Genomic DNA, 15,012 nt, shown 5'->3' on the forward strand with positions numbered 1-15,012 from the left:
CGCCGGAGACGTAATAGATGGATCTGAAAATCTGTGGCATCACCAACCGTGACGAACTGGACATCCTCAGCCAGGAAGGTGCCAGATATGCAGGTCTGTGGACCGGCATCGAAGGACACCCCCGCAACCTCAACGATGCCAGGTTCGTCGAGCTTGCCGAACGCTGCGAGACCATCACCCCGGTCGCGGTCAGCGTGCGTCGGCCGGTCAAGGAACTCTGGGCGCTGCTCAAGGAAACCAAAGTCCGCCATATCCAGTTGCACGGCTTCAACGCCCCGCGCGACATCGCCTACCTCAAGGATCAGGGCCTGACCCTAATCAAGACGGTGCATGTGGACGACGAAGGCGACTGCCCGCTGGACCGGATGATCGATTCCTACCGCAACGCCGGATGCGACGTCTTCCTGATCGACCGGTTCGGCGGGCGCCAGGCCATCGGGTCCAGCGGCGTGAGCCTCTGCTCGCGCCAGGTCGCAAGGTGGATCGAGCGGCTTGAAGGCGCGCGGGTCTGGCTGGCCGGAGGGCTGACCGCCGACCGGATCTGCGATCTGGCCGACGACAGCTGCATCGAAGCCGTCGATGTCGATTCCGCCGCCCGTCTGCGGGGCGGCGCCATTCAACGCAAGGCCGCGCGCATGCTGGTTCTTGCTTCCTCTCCCTCCAATCTATTCCAGGTGGCCTGATGAAACATTCCCCCGACTTTTCCGCGGCGATTTCCGTCGCTCCGGCCCGCGCCCTGCGGCGTCCGGCCGTCTGCCCGCTGATCATGGCGGGCGACCCGTCGCTTGACGCGACCCGCGCGCTGCTGCGCCACTGCGCCGAGATGGGCGTGGAATGGGTCGAGCTTTGCGTGCCCTTCCGCAACGCCTTTACCGATGGCGCCACGCTGATCCGCGCGCATGAGCGCGCGCTCAGCCAGGAGGCCGAGATCGAGGCGGTGATCGACATGGCGTCGGAATTCACCGACCGGATCAAGATCGTGCTGCTGGCGGATTCAAGCCACACCCTGCGTCCGCACGGCTTTGAACGGGTTTTGGGCCTGGCCGCCCGCGCCGGGATGGCCGGGGTGCTGCCGCATGGCCTGCCCCCGGCCCTGACCGGGCGGTTCCAGGCGGCGGCCGCTTGGGCGGGTCTGCCGGTCGTGGGCACGATCTATGCAAACGCCGGGCCGGACGTGCGGCGGCAGGTGATCGACGGCGCATCGGCCTTCATCTACCTCGTGTCCACCTACGGGCGGTCCGGCGGGGCGGTCGATCCGGCAATCCTGACCTGCCAGATCGATGCGCTGCGCAGCCATACAGACCTGCCCGTCGCGCTGGGATTCGGCCTGCGCACCCCCGACGACGTCGGCCGCGCCTTCCGCGCGGGCTGCGACATCGCCATCGTCGGCAGTGCCGTCGCCGGAGTCGTGGAGAACGCGCTCAAGTCCGGCGAAGATCCGGTCCTGCAAGCCGCGCTCTTTATCGAGCAGTTGCAGCGGGAGACGGTGAAATGAGCGCGCTCGACCGCCGGATGAACCTGCGCAACGCGGTTCTGGCCTACACGGTCGGCAACCGCCCCGACACGGCGCTGCTGCACGTGGACCAGACGCATCCGTTCTTTTTCGATCATCCGCTGGACCACGTGCCGGGCCTGCTGCTGCTCGAAGGGGCCGTGCAGGCGGCGCAGAATTCCGCGCAGGCGCCCTGTTTCGTCAGCCGCATCACTGCGGAATTCATCCAGTATACACTGTTCGATTCGCCAATCCTTGTGTCCTCGCGCAGCCAGGACCGTGACGGGCGCGAGCTCTGCATCGTCGACATCACCCAGGACGACACGCTGCGCGCCCGGATCGAGGTGGAGCTGACCCGCATGGTCAAGCCCATGCCGCACCGTCGCCCGCCCGGGCCGCTGCGCGCCCTGCCGCCCTGCGCCGGGGCGCCGCTCAACAAGCACCGCGCCGAAAACGTGCTGATCACCACGCCTGTCATCACCGACACACAGATCGAAGCGCGGCTGCTGCCGTTGTCGCAGGACTGCCTTTTCGCCGACACCACCCAGGCGGTGCATCCGCTTTACCTGCTCGAAGCGTTCATGCAGGTGCAGCGCTACCTCAACGCGACGCAGGACGGTGACCAGCGGATCCGCGACATCCTGACCGGCGTCAGCATCGAACAGACGGCGCCCATCCCCGACCTGTCCGACGGCGTCTATCTGCGCGGGGCGCGGGAATTCGCCCCCATCGGACGCGGGCGCATGTCGCGCAGCGCCTGGCTTTATGCCGCGCAGAAGCCTTTTGCCAAATGCGCCATCCACACCGCCCGCGTGCAACGCCGGGCAAAGACCCCTCAAGGAGAGACCTGAATGGACCCCGTTCACATCATCGGTGCCGGTGTTTCCGGCCTGGGCACCGCCCACTTTCTGGCCAAACGCGGCATTCCAAGCATCATCCACGAGGTCGGCGAACATGTCGGTGGCCGCGCCGCCTGCATCCGGCAGGGCGAACATGCGTTTGAGATCGGCGGCAAGAATTTCTCGAGCGCCTGGCCCCGCTTCAACGCGATGCTGGACGAATTCGGCCTGACCGAATTCGAGGATCAGCATCCGGGCTTTCACATCGTCCTGAACGACCAGCTTGTGGCGCTGGAAAAGTCCAAGACGCTCAACGGCGACCTGCGGCTTGCCTCGGCGCTGGGACCGCGCGGCGCGCTGCAGTTCCGCAATTTCCTGAGCTATGCCAAGCGCAACGCGGACCGGCTGAACTATTCCTCCGGCCTGATCGAGCAGGTGGAAAAGCAGTGGGACCACGCCACCATCGACAAGCACTTCACCAAGAAGCTGTGCGCCGGGCCGCTGCGGCTTTTCTCGATCATCATGGGCGGGGCAGAGCCCTCCGAGCTTTACCCGTCGCTGATGATGCTGTTTGCCTCGGGCTTCGGCAAGGGCTCACATCACGCGGTCGCCGGCGGCATCGGACGATTCCACGACAGGCTGGCCGAGGGCAAGACGATCCGCTTCGGCTCGCGCGTGAAACAGATCATGACCTATGACGGCCATGTGTCCGGCCTCATGCTGGAAGATGAAGACGGCGCCCGCATGGTGCCCGCCAACCGGGTCATTTCGGCGGTGCCCGCGCATGTGCTGCGCCAGTTGGTCACCCTGCCCGCCTATGGCCGCGTGGCGCTGGATTCGCTGCGCTATTTCCCGCTGGCGCTGATCAACGTGGTGTATGACGCACCGGTGTTCCGCGACGGGGTGCATTCGATCATGTTCGAACCGGGCGCACCGCTGGGCCATTGTTCGGCCAACCGGCTGCATTCGCCGCATCACGTGCGGTTCACCATGTCGGGCAAGGCCGCGCGCGACATCCTCGACCGGTCGGATGCCGAACTGGTGCAGATCGCCGAAGACAGCTTTTCCAAGCGGATGCCGATCGACGCCAAGCGCCTAAAGGTGCACGTGGCGCGCCACACCGGCGGCATTTGCGGCTATGCCCCGCATTTCACCCAGGTGAAACGCGACCTGCTGCGTGCGGTGGAGACGTTGCAGGGGCTTGAGGTCGCGGGCGATTACCTCGAGGGGCACACGATGGAAGGCTGCCTGACCTCGGCCGATCTGGCGGTGCAGCGTCTGCTGGCCCCCGCCACCCGCACATCGGTCGCGGCATGAGCACCCAAGAGCTTGCCCCCCTGCCCCGCCTCGCGCCGTCGCGGCGCGGGGTGATCTGGGCCGCCAGCGCCTGCGCAGTGATGAGCGGGGCTGCCATCGCTCCGGCCATCCCCGCCATCGAGGCCGCGCTTGGCGCCTCGCAGGCCTCGGTCTGGGGCCGGGTGGCGCTGGTGCTGCCCGCCTTCGTCATCATGTGCGCCGGTCCCTGGATCGGGCGGCGGACGGCGCAGGTCGATCAGCGCATGGGCTTCGTGATCGCGCTTTGCGCCATGGCGGCGATGGGCGTGGCGGGCGGCTTCGCCCAGAACTTCGGCTGGCTTCTGGCGACGCGGATCGGGCTGGGGCTGGCCACCGCCGCGACGCTGTGTTTCGCCACCGCCGCGATTGCCGCGCTCTTTGAGGGCGAAACGCGGGGCCACGTGATCAGCCGACAAGCCGCGATCAACACCTTCGGCGGCGTCGGTTTCGTGCTCGTGGGCGGGTTGCTGGCGCAGTTGGGCTGGCAAGTGCCGTTCCTGCTTTACCTGCTGACCCTGCCGGTCGCGTTCTTCGCCGCGGGGCTTGACTGGCGCGCCCCCGCGAGCCCCCAGCTGGATGCCACAACCCGGCCCCCGATGCAGGCAATCAGGCTCCCGCTGGTGACGGTCGGCCTGGCGATGACGGCGTTCTACCTCGTGCCGGTGCAGGCGCCCTTTGTCCCGGTGCTGGTGGAAACCCCCGCGCTGTCCGGGCTGGTCATTGCCTGCGCCACGCTGGTCAGCGGGCTGGTGTCCTTGCGCATCGGGGCATTGTTGCAAACGGTCTCGGGGCCAGTGGCGCAGGCGGCGGCGATCATCGCGGTCGTTCTGGGCCTGCTCGAATTCGGTCTCGCTGCATCGGTGCCCGCGCTGCTGCTGGCGGCGGCGCTGATCGGTGCCGGATTCGGCGCGCTTCTGCCGATGACCGTGCGCCAGATCATGACTCACAGCACCCCCGCCACCGCCAATGCCATCGCGGGCCTCATCGCGTCGGCGCTTTACGCCGGACAGGTCGCGGCCTCGGCGCTGGCGCTGATCCTGAGCTATGGCAACCCGCGCCTACCGTTCTATGCCACGGCCCTCGGCCTTGGCCTGGCAGCCTTCCTCTGGACCAACCGCGCCAACCTGCGCCCCTGGGCGCAATGGCTCCGCGAAAACGCCGCCTGAGAGACGGGCTGCGCACAAATTTGGAGAACGGCCGGGGACCTACCGAATCACGCCAGCCTGAAGACGGCCAACGCCCATCTGGCGACGCGAAGGGATGCAGTGGTGAGCCGTGCAGGATTCGAACCTGCGACCCACTGATTAAAAGTCAGTTGCTCTACCAACTGAGCTAACGGCCCACTAGGCGGGGTATCTAGAAAGGCCGCCCCATGCGGTCAACCCCAAAAACGCGCAAAACAAAGGCGGCGCGGCGCGGCTCTGGAAAGCGCCGTGCAAGGCGCGTATATGCGCGGGCATGAGCATCGCCACCCCCTCTGACCTGCCGTTCATGAAGATGCACGGGCTGGGCAACGACTTCGTCGTGCTGGACGCGCGTGCGCGGGCCATCGCGGTCACGCCCGCGCTGGCCTTGGCCTTGGGCGACCGGCACCGCGGACTGGGCTTCGACCAGCTGGCGCTGATCACAGATGAGGGACCGGGCGACGCGCATCTCACCTTCTACAACTCCGACGGATCGACCTCGGCCGCCTGCGGCAATGCGACCCGCTGCATCGCCCGCTTCCTGATGGATGAGCGCGGTCGCGATGCCCTGACCCTGACCACGGACCGCGGCAGCCTGCGGGCCGAAGATGCGGGCCAGGGCCTCACCCGCGTCAACATGGGCGCGCCGCAGCTTGACTGGGCTGACATTCCGCTGGCCGAAGAGATGGACACGCTCGAACTGCCCATCGAAGGCGGGCCTACGGCCACCGGCATGGGCAACCCCCATTGCACCTTCTTCGTGCCGGACGCAGACGCCGTGGCGCTTGAGGCGTTCGGCCCCAGGTATGAACATCACCCGCTCTATCCGCAGCGCACCAATGTGCAGGTGGCCAGCGTCATCGGCCCCGATCACCTGCGCATGCGGGTGTGGGAACGCGGCGTGGGTGCCACGCTGGCCTCCGGCTCGTCCTCCTGCGCGACGGCGGTCGCGGCGGCGCGGCGCGGGCTGACCGGGCGCGCGGTGCGGATTGATCTGGACGGCGGCACGCTGATGATCGACTGGCGCGACGATGGCGTCTGGATGACCGGTCCGACGATGCACGTGGCCAGCGGCACGCTGACCGCGGACTGGCTGGCGCAGATATGACCCCGCCCAAGTTCACCACGCTTGGCTGTCGGCTCAACACCTACGAGACCGAGGCGATGAAGGAACTGGCCGCACAGGCGGGCCTTTCGGGTGCGGTCGTCGTCAATACCTGCGCCGTCACTTCCGAGGCGGTGCGCAAGGCGCGTCAGGAAATCCGCCGCCTGCGCCGCGAAAACCCCGAGGCGCGGCTGATCGTCACCGGCTGCGCCGCGCAGACGGAACCCGAGACCTTCACCGCCATGGACGAGGTCGACGCCGTCATCGGCAACACCGAGAAGATGGCCCCACAGACCTGGCGGACGCTGGCCGCGGATTTCATCGGCGAGACGGAAAAGCTGATGGTCGACGACATCATGTCGGTCACGCAAACGGCCGGTCATCTCATCGACGGCTTCGGCACCCGCAGCCGCGCCTATGTGCAGGTTCAGAACGGCTGCGACCACCGCTGCACCTTCTGCATCATCCCCTACGGTCGCGGCAATTCCCGGTCGGTGCCTGCCGGCGTGGTGGTGGACCAGATCAAGCGGCTGGTGGATACGGGTTACAATGAGGTGGTGCTGACCGGCGTTGATCTTACCTCCTGGGGTGCTGATCTGCCGGGCGAACCCCGTCTGGGCGATCTGGTCATGCGCATCCTGAAACTGGTGCCCGACCTGCCGCGCCTGCGGATCAGCAGCATCGACAGCATCGAGGTCGATGAAAACCTGATGCAGGCCATCGCCACCGAACACCGGCTGATGCCGCATCTGCACTTGTCGCTGCAGCACGGCGACGATCTGATCCTGAAGCGGATGAAGCGCCGCCACCTGCGCGACGACGCCATTCGCTTTGCCGAAGAGGCGCGCCGCCTGCGCCCCGACATGACCTTTGGCGCGGATATCATAGCCGGCTTCCCGACAGAGACCGAAGCGCATTTCGAAAACTCGCTGAAGCTGGTCGAGGACTGCGATCTGACGTGGCTGCACGTCTTTCCCTACAGCGCCCGGCCCGGGACGCCTGCGGCGAAGATCCCCAGCAAGGTCGATGGCGGCACCATCAAGGCGCGCGCCGCGCGCCTGCGCGCGGCAGGCTCCGCCGCCGTCGCAAGGCACCTGTCGGCGCAGGTCGGTCGCACGCACCGGGTACTGATGGAATCGCCCGAGATGGGCCGGACCGAACAGTTCACCGAAGTGCGCTTTGCCACGCCGCAAACCGAAGGCGCAATCGTCACCACCCGGATCACCGGCACGGGGGCGGGGCATCTGACAGCCTGACAAAACGTCAGCCTCCGGGTCCGGATCGACAGCCGCGCGATTTTTTGCCAGTATTCAGCCGAGTATAAAGGGCTCTGAAGGCCCCCAACGGCGGAGCACGCGGCATGAGCCCGAAACATATCGTCTATCACATACCGGTCTGTCCGTTTTCCCAGCGGCTCGAAATCCTTCTGGCGTTGCGTGGCCAGCGAGATGCGGTGACCTTTCGGGTCGTCGATATCACCAAGCCGCGCGACCCTTCGCTGCTGGCCAAGACGCGGGGCACCACCGCACTGCCGGTGCTGGAAACGCCCTCGGGTCGAATCCTGAAGGAAAGCCTCATCATCCTGCGGTTTCTGGACGAAAGCCTTCCGGGCCGACCGCTGCGCCGTGATGACCCGGCGGAACATGCGCTGGAAACCATGCTGATCGCGAAAGAGGGGCCTCTGACGATGGCGGGATACCTCTTTGTCATGAACCAGGATCGTGATGCCCGCGCCGCGCATGTCGAAAAGCTGCTGGGCCTTTACCGCGAGATCGAGGATTTCCTGCGCGCCGAAAGCCCCACCGGCCCGTTCCTGTTCGACGACTTCGGACTGGCAGAGGCGGTGTTCACGCCGATCTTCAAACGCTTCTGGTTCCTGCAATATTATGAGGATTTCGATATTCCCAAGACCGACGATTTTGCGCGGGTTCGGGCCTGGAAAGAGGCCTGCATGGCGCATCCGGCAACCGCGCAGGTCTGTGAGGAAGAGATCGTGAAGCTTTATTACGACTATGCCCTGGGCGCGGGCAACGGGGCGCTGCCAGAGGGCCGCAACACGTCGAGCTTTACCTTCACCCCGCCCTGGCAGGACCGACCCTGGCCGCCGCGCGACAAATACGAGGGCACCGCATCCGATGCGACGCTTGGCTTGGTGGCTTGACGGCTGGCGGTCCGGTTTTGCAAATAATCCACACTTGGCGCCCCGAGGCCCTGACTGGCCGGTGTCGGGTTTGCATCGCTTTGGCATTTCGGCCATGACGGACGAATGACAGCACACGGCAAGGCCCTCTTCGTTCATCTTCTGACCGCCACCGGGGCGGTCTTTGCAATGCTGGCCCTGCTTGCCGCCGCGCAAGAGCAATGGTCGATCATGTTCCTCTGGCTCGTCGTGGCCTTTGCGGTGGACGGCGTAGACGGCCCGCTGGCGCGCAAATACGACGTCAAAAGCAACGCGCCGCGCTTTGACGGCGTGCTGCTCGACCTGATCATCGATTACCTGACCTACGTCTTCATTCCGGCCTTTGCGCTGTTTCAATCAGGCCTGTTGCCGGGATGGACAGGCTGGGCCGCGATCATCCTGATCACCTTTGCCAGCGCCATGTATTTCTGCGATAACCGCATGAAAACAGAAGACAATTCCTTTCAGGGTTTCCCCGGCTGCTGGAACATGATGGTGCTGGTGATGTTCGCGCTGACGCCGAATTTCTATGTGATCCTCGGCCTCGTCGCGGTGCTGGCGGTGGCGATGTTCCTGCCACTGAAATTCATCCACCCGGTCCGGACAGAGCGCTGGCGCAGCCTGTCGTTGCCCATAGCGCTCGCCTGGACCTTCTTCGCGGGCTGGGCCGCCTGGGTGGATTTCCACCCCCAAAGCTGGGCGCACTGGGGGCTTGTGGTGACGTCGATCTACCTTGTCGCGGTCGGCGTGGTGCAACAACTGATCCCGGTGCGTGCCTAATCTCTGCTCAGGAACCGGGCCCCGCGGCGCCGGATACCGGTCATCGCCCACCCCCCTAGAATCGCCAACGCTCTTCATCTGCCCCGAAATACTTCGGGGGTCCGGGGGCTGGCCCCCGGCCTTTCCCGGCCTCTGGCCCGGCGTCAGGCTTTGAGCCGGTAGCCCCGTCGGAACATCAGCCAGGCCACCAGCAGCACCAGCACCGTGGCCCCGCCCGCCACCAGGAACGACCGCAGCGGCGGGCTGTCGCTGACGCCGATGATGCCGTAGCGCACCCCGTCGATGATGTAGAAGACCGGATTCACGTGGGTGATCTCGCGCAGGCCCGCGGGCAGCGCCTGCACCGAATAGAAGGTGCCCGACAGAAAGGCGAGCGGCGTCACGATGAAATTGGTGATCGCCGCCATTTGATCGAACTTGTTGGCATAGACGCCGGCCAGCATCCCCAGCCCCGACATGAACGCACCACCCAGCACGATGAATCCCAGAGCGATCAGCGGATGCGCGGGAACGATCCCCAGGAACAGCGCCAGCGCCACCGCGATGGTGACCCCGACGAAAAGCCCGCGCGCCACACCGCCCGCGAGGTACCCCAGCACCAGTTCCGCGCCGGAGAGTGGCGGCATCAGCGTGTCGACGATGTTGCCCTGCACCTTCGAGATCACGATCGAGGACGAGGTGTTGGCGAAGGCATTCTGGATCACCGTCATCGTCAGGATGCCCGGCGCGATGAAGGTGGTGAAGGCCACGCCCATCACCTCGCCCCGCTGTGGGCCGATGGCGATGGTGAAGATCACCAGGAACAGCCCCGCCGTGACCAGCGGCGCCAGCAGCGTCTGGGTCCAGACATTCGCAAAGCGCAGCACCTCGCGTTCGGCCAGCGTGAAGAGGCCAAGCCAGTTGACGCGGCCGAAACGGCGCTCTTGCGGCGGGAAAGGGGCGGGTGTGTCGGTCATATCGGCTCCGTTCGGCATGTGCCCCGCTTGTAACTCGGGGTAGAGTGATTAGAATAGGGCGCACGAGAGAAATTTCAGGCGGCCCCTGCACGGGCCGCTTTTTCACTGAGGGTGACCCATGTCCTGGACTGACGAACGCGTCGAGATGCTCAAGAAAATGTGGGGCGAAGGCCAGTCCGCCAGCCAGATCGCCAAGGAACTGGGCGGCGTGACCCGCAACGCGGTCATCGGCAAGGTGCACCGGCTGGGCCTGTCGAACCGCGCGGGCGCGACCCCCGCCCCCGCTGCCGCCGCAGCCCCGCCCAAGGCCGAGAACAAGCCCGCCGCCGCGCCCAAGGCCGAAGCCAAGCCCAAGCCGCAGCCCAAGACCGAAGCGGCGCGCCCGCAGACGCCCGAACCCGTGCTCGAGACGAAGTCGGCGCAGCCCGCGCCCGCGCGCCGCGCGATCATCCCCGCCGGTCAGCCGCTGCCGCCGCAGCCCTCGGCCAACGAGATCAGCCCCGAAGCGCTGGCCAAGGTCAACGAGATCGAGAAGAAGGCCAAGAAGCTGTCGCTGATGGAACTGACCGAACGGACCTGCAAATGGCCCGTGGGCGACCCCGCGACCGAACATTTCTGGTTCTGCGGTCTGCCGGTGCAGCAAGGTAAACCCTATTGCGAGGCGCATGTGGGCGTCGCCTTCCAGCCGATGAGCGCCCGCCGCGACCGCCGCCGCTGACCCTGTCCTGCGACGGGTGTCGGCTTAGCTGTCCGCGTCGTCGCGATCATCCCGCAGCGGCAGCGGTTCGTTGAAGGTCAGCGTGCGGTAGGGGAACGGTATCTCGATACCAGCCTCGTCCAGAGCACGCTTGATCGCGGAAACCGCGCGGTCACGGCTTTTATGCTCGTCGACCGGTGCGGATTTTGCCCACCAGCGCACCATGAAATCCACTGAGGACGAGTTGAACTCGTAGGCAAAGACCTGCACCTCGCGGTCGCTCTCGTCGCCCGCGACCGGCGCCATGGCCTGAGCGATCACATCGCGGGAGGCATCCACATCCTCTCCATAGGCCACACCGATGATGACCGTGATACGGCGCAGCGTCTTGTCGGTCAGGATCCGCACCGGATTCTTGAAGAGGTAAGAATTGGGCACCAGGATCAGTTCGCCCGACCGCTTGCGCAGGAACGTGTCCCGCAAAGAGATATGTTCGACCTGCCCGGACAGCCCTTCGCATTCGATGTCGTCGCCGATGCGCATCGGTTTGCGCAGCAGGATCAGGAAACCGGCCAGAAAATTCTCGAAGATGTCCTTGAAGGCAAGGCCCACGGCGATCGACCCGATGCCAAGGCCGGTCAAAAGCTTGGTCGGCGTGAGGTTGGGAAAGACCACCGTCATGGCGATCAGCAGGCCCAGGAGCCAGATGAGGATGCTGATCACCTTGGACATCGCCGCGATCAGCGAAGGGCGCGCCTTGGACCGGCGCAGCAGGCGGGCGGTCAGGCTGGATGCGGCCCAGGCGACCAGCCATGTGATGATCAGGATCACCAGTGCTGCGACCAGTGACGGGATCAGCCCGATAGCCCCTTCGATCAACCCGCGCATCTGATCCAGTACGATCTGCACCGGGCTGATATCTCTCAGCAATTCGTCTGCCTGTTCCAAACCGATCCCCTCGTTACCAACTCAGGAGATAGACCGTCTCGCGTCAGCGACCAGTTCGAACCGGTCTGGCAGTCGGTGAACAAGGCCTTTGCCTTTGGTCCGCGCGGGGGTAAGACGCGGCATGTCCCAGAATCCCCCTTCCCTGCGCCCCGATCTTGCCCGTGCCAGCCTCACCGACGCCCGCCGCGTGGGCCAGCCCACCATCGGCATGGTCAGCCTTGGCTGTCCCAAGGCGCTGGTCGACAGCGAACGCATCCTCACCCGCCTGCGCGCCGAAGGGTATGGCGTGTCGCCCGACTATGCGGGGGCCGATGCGGTGATCGTCAACACCTGCGGGTTTCTCGACAGTGCCAAGGCCGAAAGCCTTGATGCCATTGGCGAGGCACTGGCCGAGAACGGCCGCGTCATCGTCACCGGCTGTCTGGGGGCGGAGCCCGACTATATCACCGGCGCCCATCCCAAGGTGTTGGCGGTGACCGGGCCGCATCAGTACGAACAGGTGCTTGATGCGGTGCATGCCGCCGTGCCGCCCGACCCCGATCCGTTTATCGACCTGATGCCCGCCGCCGGAGTGAAGCTCACCCCGCGGCACTACAGCTATCTGAAGATTTCCGAAGGCTGTAACCACAAATGCAAGTTCTGTATCATCCCGGACATGCGTGGCCGTTTGGTCAGCCGACCGCAGCGTGCGGTGATGCGCGAGGCGGAAAAGCTGGTTGAGAGCGGCGTGCGCGAACTGCTGGTGATCAGCCAGGACACCAGCGCCTACGGGACCGACTGGAAGGACCGCGAGAGCAAGGCGCCAATCCTTGATCTGGCGCGCGATCTGGGCAGTCTGGGCGCCTGGGTGCGGATGCATTACGTCTATCCCTATCCGCATGTGCGCGACCTGATCCCGCTGATGGAAGGGGTGAGAGGCACTGGGGGCGGCGTTCTGCCCTACCTCGACATCCCGTTCCAGCATGCCCATCCCGACACGCTGCGGCGCATGGCGCGGCCCGCGGCCAGCGCCCGCACGCTGGACGAGATCGCCGCCTGGCGCGCCGTCTGCCCCGACATCACCCTGCGGTCGACCTTCATCGTCGGCTACCCGGGCGAGACGGAGGAGGAGTTCCAGACCCTGCTGGACTGGCTGGACGAGGCGCAACTCGACCGCGTCGGCTGCTTTCAATACGAAAACGTCGCAGGCGCGCGGTCGAATGCCCTGCCCGATCACGTCGCGCCCGAGGTCAAACAGGACCGTTGGGACAGGTTCATGGCCAAGGCGCAGGAGATTTCGGAGGCGAAGCTCGAAGCGAAGGTCGGCCAGACCCTGCATGTCATCGTCGACGAGGTCGAGGAGGACGCCGCCACCTGCCGGACCATGGCCGACGCGCCCGAGATCGACGGCAACCTCTTCATCGACGAAGGGCACCAGGGGCTGAGCCCCGGCGACATCGTCCCGGTAACGGTGGACGAGGCAGGGGAGTACGATCTCTGGGGGCGCTTGTCGCAGGGCTGACGCCGCAGGCGCGGCGACTCAGGCCCGAGGAATCGCCCGAAAGCTGACCAAACGGTAAACATGCACCCAAGATCAGGCTTTTGACCTGCAGATAATGACAGGTCAAAGTCCGAAACCTGCAAGGATTGATGCGTCGATAGCGCGCAGTTGCCTTTACGTTGACCTGACATAGGGAAACAAACGCGCTATTCTAAAGACGTTGGGACGGTCAGTTTTACGGGGGGAGCCCAAAGACAAACCGGATATTGATACGTGACGGTACGCTTCGCAACCATCTGAAAGAGCGCCCCTTTTCGTGTCATAAGCCCATCAGATGCCCCGCTTGGGGAAAATGCTTATTGCTACGCCATTTCAGAAAGCGAAGGTGCCCGATATCCGGGCACCTTTTTTCGTTGCGGGGTCCAGGTCATCGGCCACGGCTCAGGGCGGTGCGTCCAGCGGGCTGCGCAGGATGCGGGTGCCGACATTGTCGATTTCGACCAGCGTTTCCTCGTGCTGTTCGGGCCGGTTGAACGGGTCAGGCAGCACGCCCATCGACATCGCAAGCGCCGCCAGTTCCGCCCGCGACGACATGCCGGTGTTCTGAATGAGCGCGTTCATCCGCTGCCGCACCGCCGAGATCGAGATATCCAGCTGCGCCGCGATGGTCTTGTCCTGCAGCCCGCTGCCGATCAGCTTGAGCAGTTCAAGCTGCTTGTCGGTGATCTTGTTACGCTCGGGAAATTCCTGCGCGAACAACATGACATAGCGCTGATGCGCCATGATCGCGGCGGTGTTGAGCGTCCAGCCATGGGCGCGGATGATCGCCTGCATCTCGCGCCGGGAATGATCCCCGGAATAGGTGATGAGCGCCGACTGCGGCGGGGCGACGTGGCGCAGCGGCACCGAAAAGCCCGCCCGCAGACCGTGGCTTGCCGCCTTTTTCAGAACCGCCACCCGGCGTTCGGGAATGTGGCGGTATTCCTCGACGAACTCCAGCCCGACCATGACCGGGGTAAGGTAATGCATGGCGTGGTTGCGAAAGTAGCTCCAGCGACGAAGCTCGGGGTCTTCGTTGATTTCCTGCAGCCAGCGGCTGTCGTAGGAGGTGCGGATGAAAAGCGTCTTCTTCCAGTCCTTGTAGGAACTGGCCGAGATGAAATCGACAAACGGCAGCTGGACCCGCTGCCCCAGGGCCACGATCAGCCGCCAGACGTCCAGCGACCGTTCGGTCGCCTCCAGTTCCAGCAGGAAGGCCTGCAACAGCTCAGGTGTGTACCTCTCTGCCTGGACAAGCGGGCGCCGCTCGGGTCCGTCGCTCTCAAACAGTTTCTTCCTCCAGATGCAGTTTCATGTCGATCAGAACGCGCTGCAGCTCGAGCGTTTCCTTCAGCAGGCGCCGCGCCTCGTTGGCGGAAATCACACCATCCTCGATCGAGGTGTGATATTCGCCCATCAGCATGGCAAAACGCTGGCTGAGCGCGATGACGTCCGAATTGACGCCGCCAGAGCGATCATTCTTGCGGCGATCCTCGAAGGACAGGGAAATCCCCTTCAACTCCGACAGTGCGGCGGTGATATGCGGATAAGAGGCGGCCTCTTCCAGAGCGGCCACGGCGTCCACCGGCATGAAGCGTTCGGCATGTTCGGGGTAGTCGGAATAGTAGCGCCCCAGCGTGGCCTTGGATTTGCCGGTCAGCTTGCACGCGGCTTCGATACCGACGTCCTTGACCAGCGCCTCGGTGTGCTTTTTCAGATACCGCGCGACACTCGACATTGATGCCCTCTCCTGATCTGTCCAGTCCGTCCGGGGAAAGCCCGCGACCCTTTCCCATTAATCACTCTGCAATCAAATGTCATTTATAAAGCAAGCCCACGGTTTTGGGCATACGAGTGGTCGGCCATCCCGTTGGCCGGTTCAGGTTGGGGCCTGTTCCCGCGTTTGCCGTTGGGGGGCAAAGCCGCATGGCGTGGCAGCTGCGGGCAGGTCCGGTTCAAAGCGGTGGGATCCCGGGCG

15 protein-coding genes and 1 tRNA gene are annotated in these 15,012 nt (G+C 65.0%); 11 read left to right on the top strand and 5 right to left on the bottom strand.

Annotation, left to right across the window (positions count from 1 at the left end; genetic code table 11):
- The first annotated feature begins 17 nt into the window (after positions 1-17).
- The 5 genes from ACOXXX_RS05545 to ACOXXX_RS05565 are packed head-to-tail and all read left to right on the top strand — an operon-like array spanning position 18 to position 4,832.
- Positions 18-683, top strand: coding sequence for a phosphoribosylanthranilate isomerase (locus tag ACOXXX_RS05545; protein WP_422825559.1), 666 nt, complete (start codon positions 18-20; stop codon positions 681-683).
- A complete protein-coding gene (gene trpA / locus ACOXXX_RS05550; RefSeq protein ID WP_422825560.1) occupies positions 683-1,495 on the top strand; it encodes a tryptophan synthase subunit alpha in 813 nt (270 codons plus the stop codon). The genes ACOXXX_RS05545 and trpA overlap by 1 nt, the downstream gene beginning before the upstream one ends.
- Positions 1,492-2,343, top strand: a complete 852-nt coding sequence (locus ACOXXX_RS05555) for an AfsA-related hotdog domain-containing protein (RefSeq protein WP_422825561.1) — start codon at positions 1,492-1,494, stop codon at positions 2,341-2,343. The genes trpA and ACOXXX_RS05555 overlap by 4 nt, the downstream gene beginning before the upstream one ends.
- Positions 2,344-3,648, top strand: coding sequence for a protoporphyrinogen/coproporphyrinogen oxidase (locus ACOXXX_RS05560; protein WP_422825562.1), 1,305 nt, complete (start codon positions 2,344-2,346; stop codon positions 3,646-3,648).
- Positions 3,645-4,832 carry an MFS transporter gene (locus ACOXXX_RS05565; protein WP_422825563.1) on the top strand — a complete coding sequence of 396 codons (1,188 nt, stop codon included), beginning with the start codon at positions 3,645-3,647 and terminating at the stop codon, positions 4,830-4,832. Before ACOXXX_RS05560 ends, ACOXXX_RS05565 begins: the two co-directional genes overlap by 4 nt.
- A gap of 100 nt (positions 4,833-4,932) precedes the next feature.
- Here the strand turns inward: ACOXXX_RS05565 and ACOXXX_RS05570 are convergent.
- A tRNA-Lys gene (locus tag ACOXXX_RS05570) sits at positions 4,933-5,008 on the bottom strand.
- 116 nt (positions 5,009-5,124) lie between these two features.
- Between ACOXXX_RS05570 and dapF the strand changes: the two genes are divergently transcribed.
- From dapF to ACOXXX_RS05590, 4 genes are all read left to right on the top strand, one after another.
- Positions 5,125-5,958 carry a diaminopimelate epimerase gene (gene dapF / locus ACOXXX_RS05575; RefSeq protein ID WP_422825564.1) on the top strand — a complete coding sequence of 278 codons (834 nt, stop codon included), beginning with the start codon at positions 5,125-5,127 and terminating at the stop codon, positions 5,956-5,958.
- Positions 5,955-7,211 carry a tRNA (N(6)-L-threonylcarbamoyladenosine(37)-C(2))-methylthiotransferase MtaB gene (gene mtaB / locus ACOXXX_RS05580; RefSeq protein WP_422825565.1) on the top strand — a complete coding sequence of 419 codons (1,257 nt, stop codon included), beginning with the start codon at positions 5,955-5,957 and terminating at the stop codon, positions 7,209-7,211. The genes dapF and mtaB overlap by 4 nt, the downstream gene beginning before the upstream one ends.
- Before the next feature lie 104 nt (positions 7,212-7,315).
- Positions 7,316-8,116 (top strand): glutathione S-transferase family protein, encoded by an 801-nt coding sequence (locus tag ACOXXX_RS05585; RefSeq protein ID WP_422825566.1) that lies wholly within the window; start codon positions 7,316-7,318, stop codon positions 8,114-8,116.
- A 105-nt stretch (positions 8,117-8,221) separates the two neighbouring features.
- Positions 8,222-8,914, top strand: coding sequence for a CDP-alcohol phosphatidyltransferase family protein (locus ACOXXX_RS05590; protein WP_422825567.1), 693 nt, complete (start codon positions 8,222-8,224; stop codon positions 8,912-8,914).
- Between the two features lie 143 nt (positions 8,915-9,057).
- Here the strand turns inward: ACOXXX_RS05590 and ACOXXX_RS05595 are convergent, their stop codons facing one another.
- Positions 9,058-9,870: an ABC transporter permease gene (locus tag ACOXXX_RS05595; RefSeq protein WP_422825568.1), complete on the bottom strand. Its 813-nt coding sequence runs from the start codon at positions 9,868-9,870 to the stop codon at positions 9,058-9,060.
- A 118-nt stretch (positions 9,871-9,988) separates the two neighbouring features.
- Here ACOXXX_RS05595 and ACOXXX_RS05600 point away from each other — a divergent pair, with 118 nt between their 5' ends.
- On the top strand, positions 9,989-10,588 hold the full coding sequence (locus tag ACOXXX_RS05600; RefSeq protein WP_422825569.1) for a GcrA family cell cycle regulator: 600 nt from the start codon (positions 9,989-9,991) through the stop codon (positions 10,586-10,588).
- Between the two features lie 24 nt (positions 10,589-10,612).
- Here the strand turns inward: ACOXXX_RS05600 and ACOXXX_RS05605 are convergent, their stop codons facing one another.
- Positions 10,613-11,515 (bottom strand): mechanosensitive ion channel family protein, encoded by a 903-nt coding sequence (locus ACOXXX_RS05605; RefSeq protein ID WP_422825570.1) that lies wholly within the window; start codon positions 11,513-11,515, stop codon positions 10,613-10,615.
- Between the two features lie 121 nt (positions 11,516-11,636).
- Here ACOXXX_RS05605 and rimO point away from each other — a divergent pair, with 121 nt between their 5' ends.
- A complete protein-coding gene (rimO, locus tag ACOXXX_RS05610; RefSeq protein ID WP_422825571.1) occupies positions 11,637-13,016 on the top strand; it encodes a 30S ribosomal protein S12 methylthiotransferase RimO in 1,380 nt (459 codons plus the stop codon).
- 420 nt (positions 13,017-13,436) lie between these two features.
- Here the strand turns inward: rimO and ACOXXX_RS05615 are convergent, their stop codons facing one another.
- Positions 13,437-14,258 carry a helix-turn-helix transcriptional regulator gene (locus tag ACOXXX_RS05615; protein WP_422825572.1) on the bottom strand — a complete coding sequence of 274 codons (822 nt, stop codon included), beginning with the start codon at positions 14,256-14,258 and terminating at the stop codon, positions 13,437-13,439.
- Positions 14,259-14,316: 58 nt separating this feature from the next.
- Positions 14,317-14,772, bottom strand: a complete 456-nt coding sequence (locus ACOXXX_RS05620; RefSeq protein ID WP_422825573.1) for a hypothetical protein — start codon at positions 14,770-14,772, stop codon at positions 14,317-14,319.
- Between the last annotated feature and the right edge of the window lie 240 nt (positions 14,773-15,012).

The organism is Thalassococcus sp. BH17M4-6, assembly GCF_049323015.1.
Classification (GTDB): domain Bacteria; phylum Pseudomonadota; class Alphaproteobacteria; order Rhodobacterales; family Rhodobacteraceae; genus Puniceibacterium.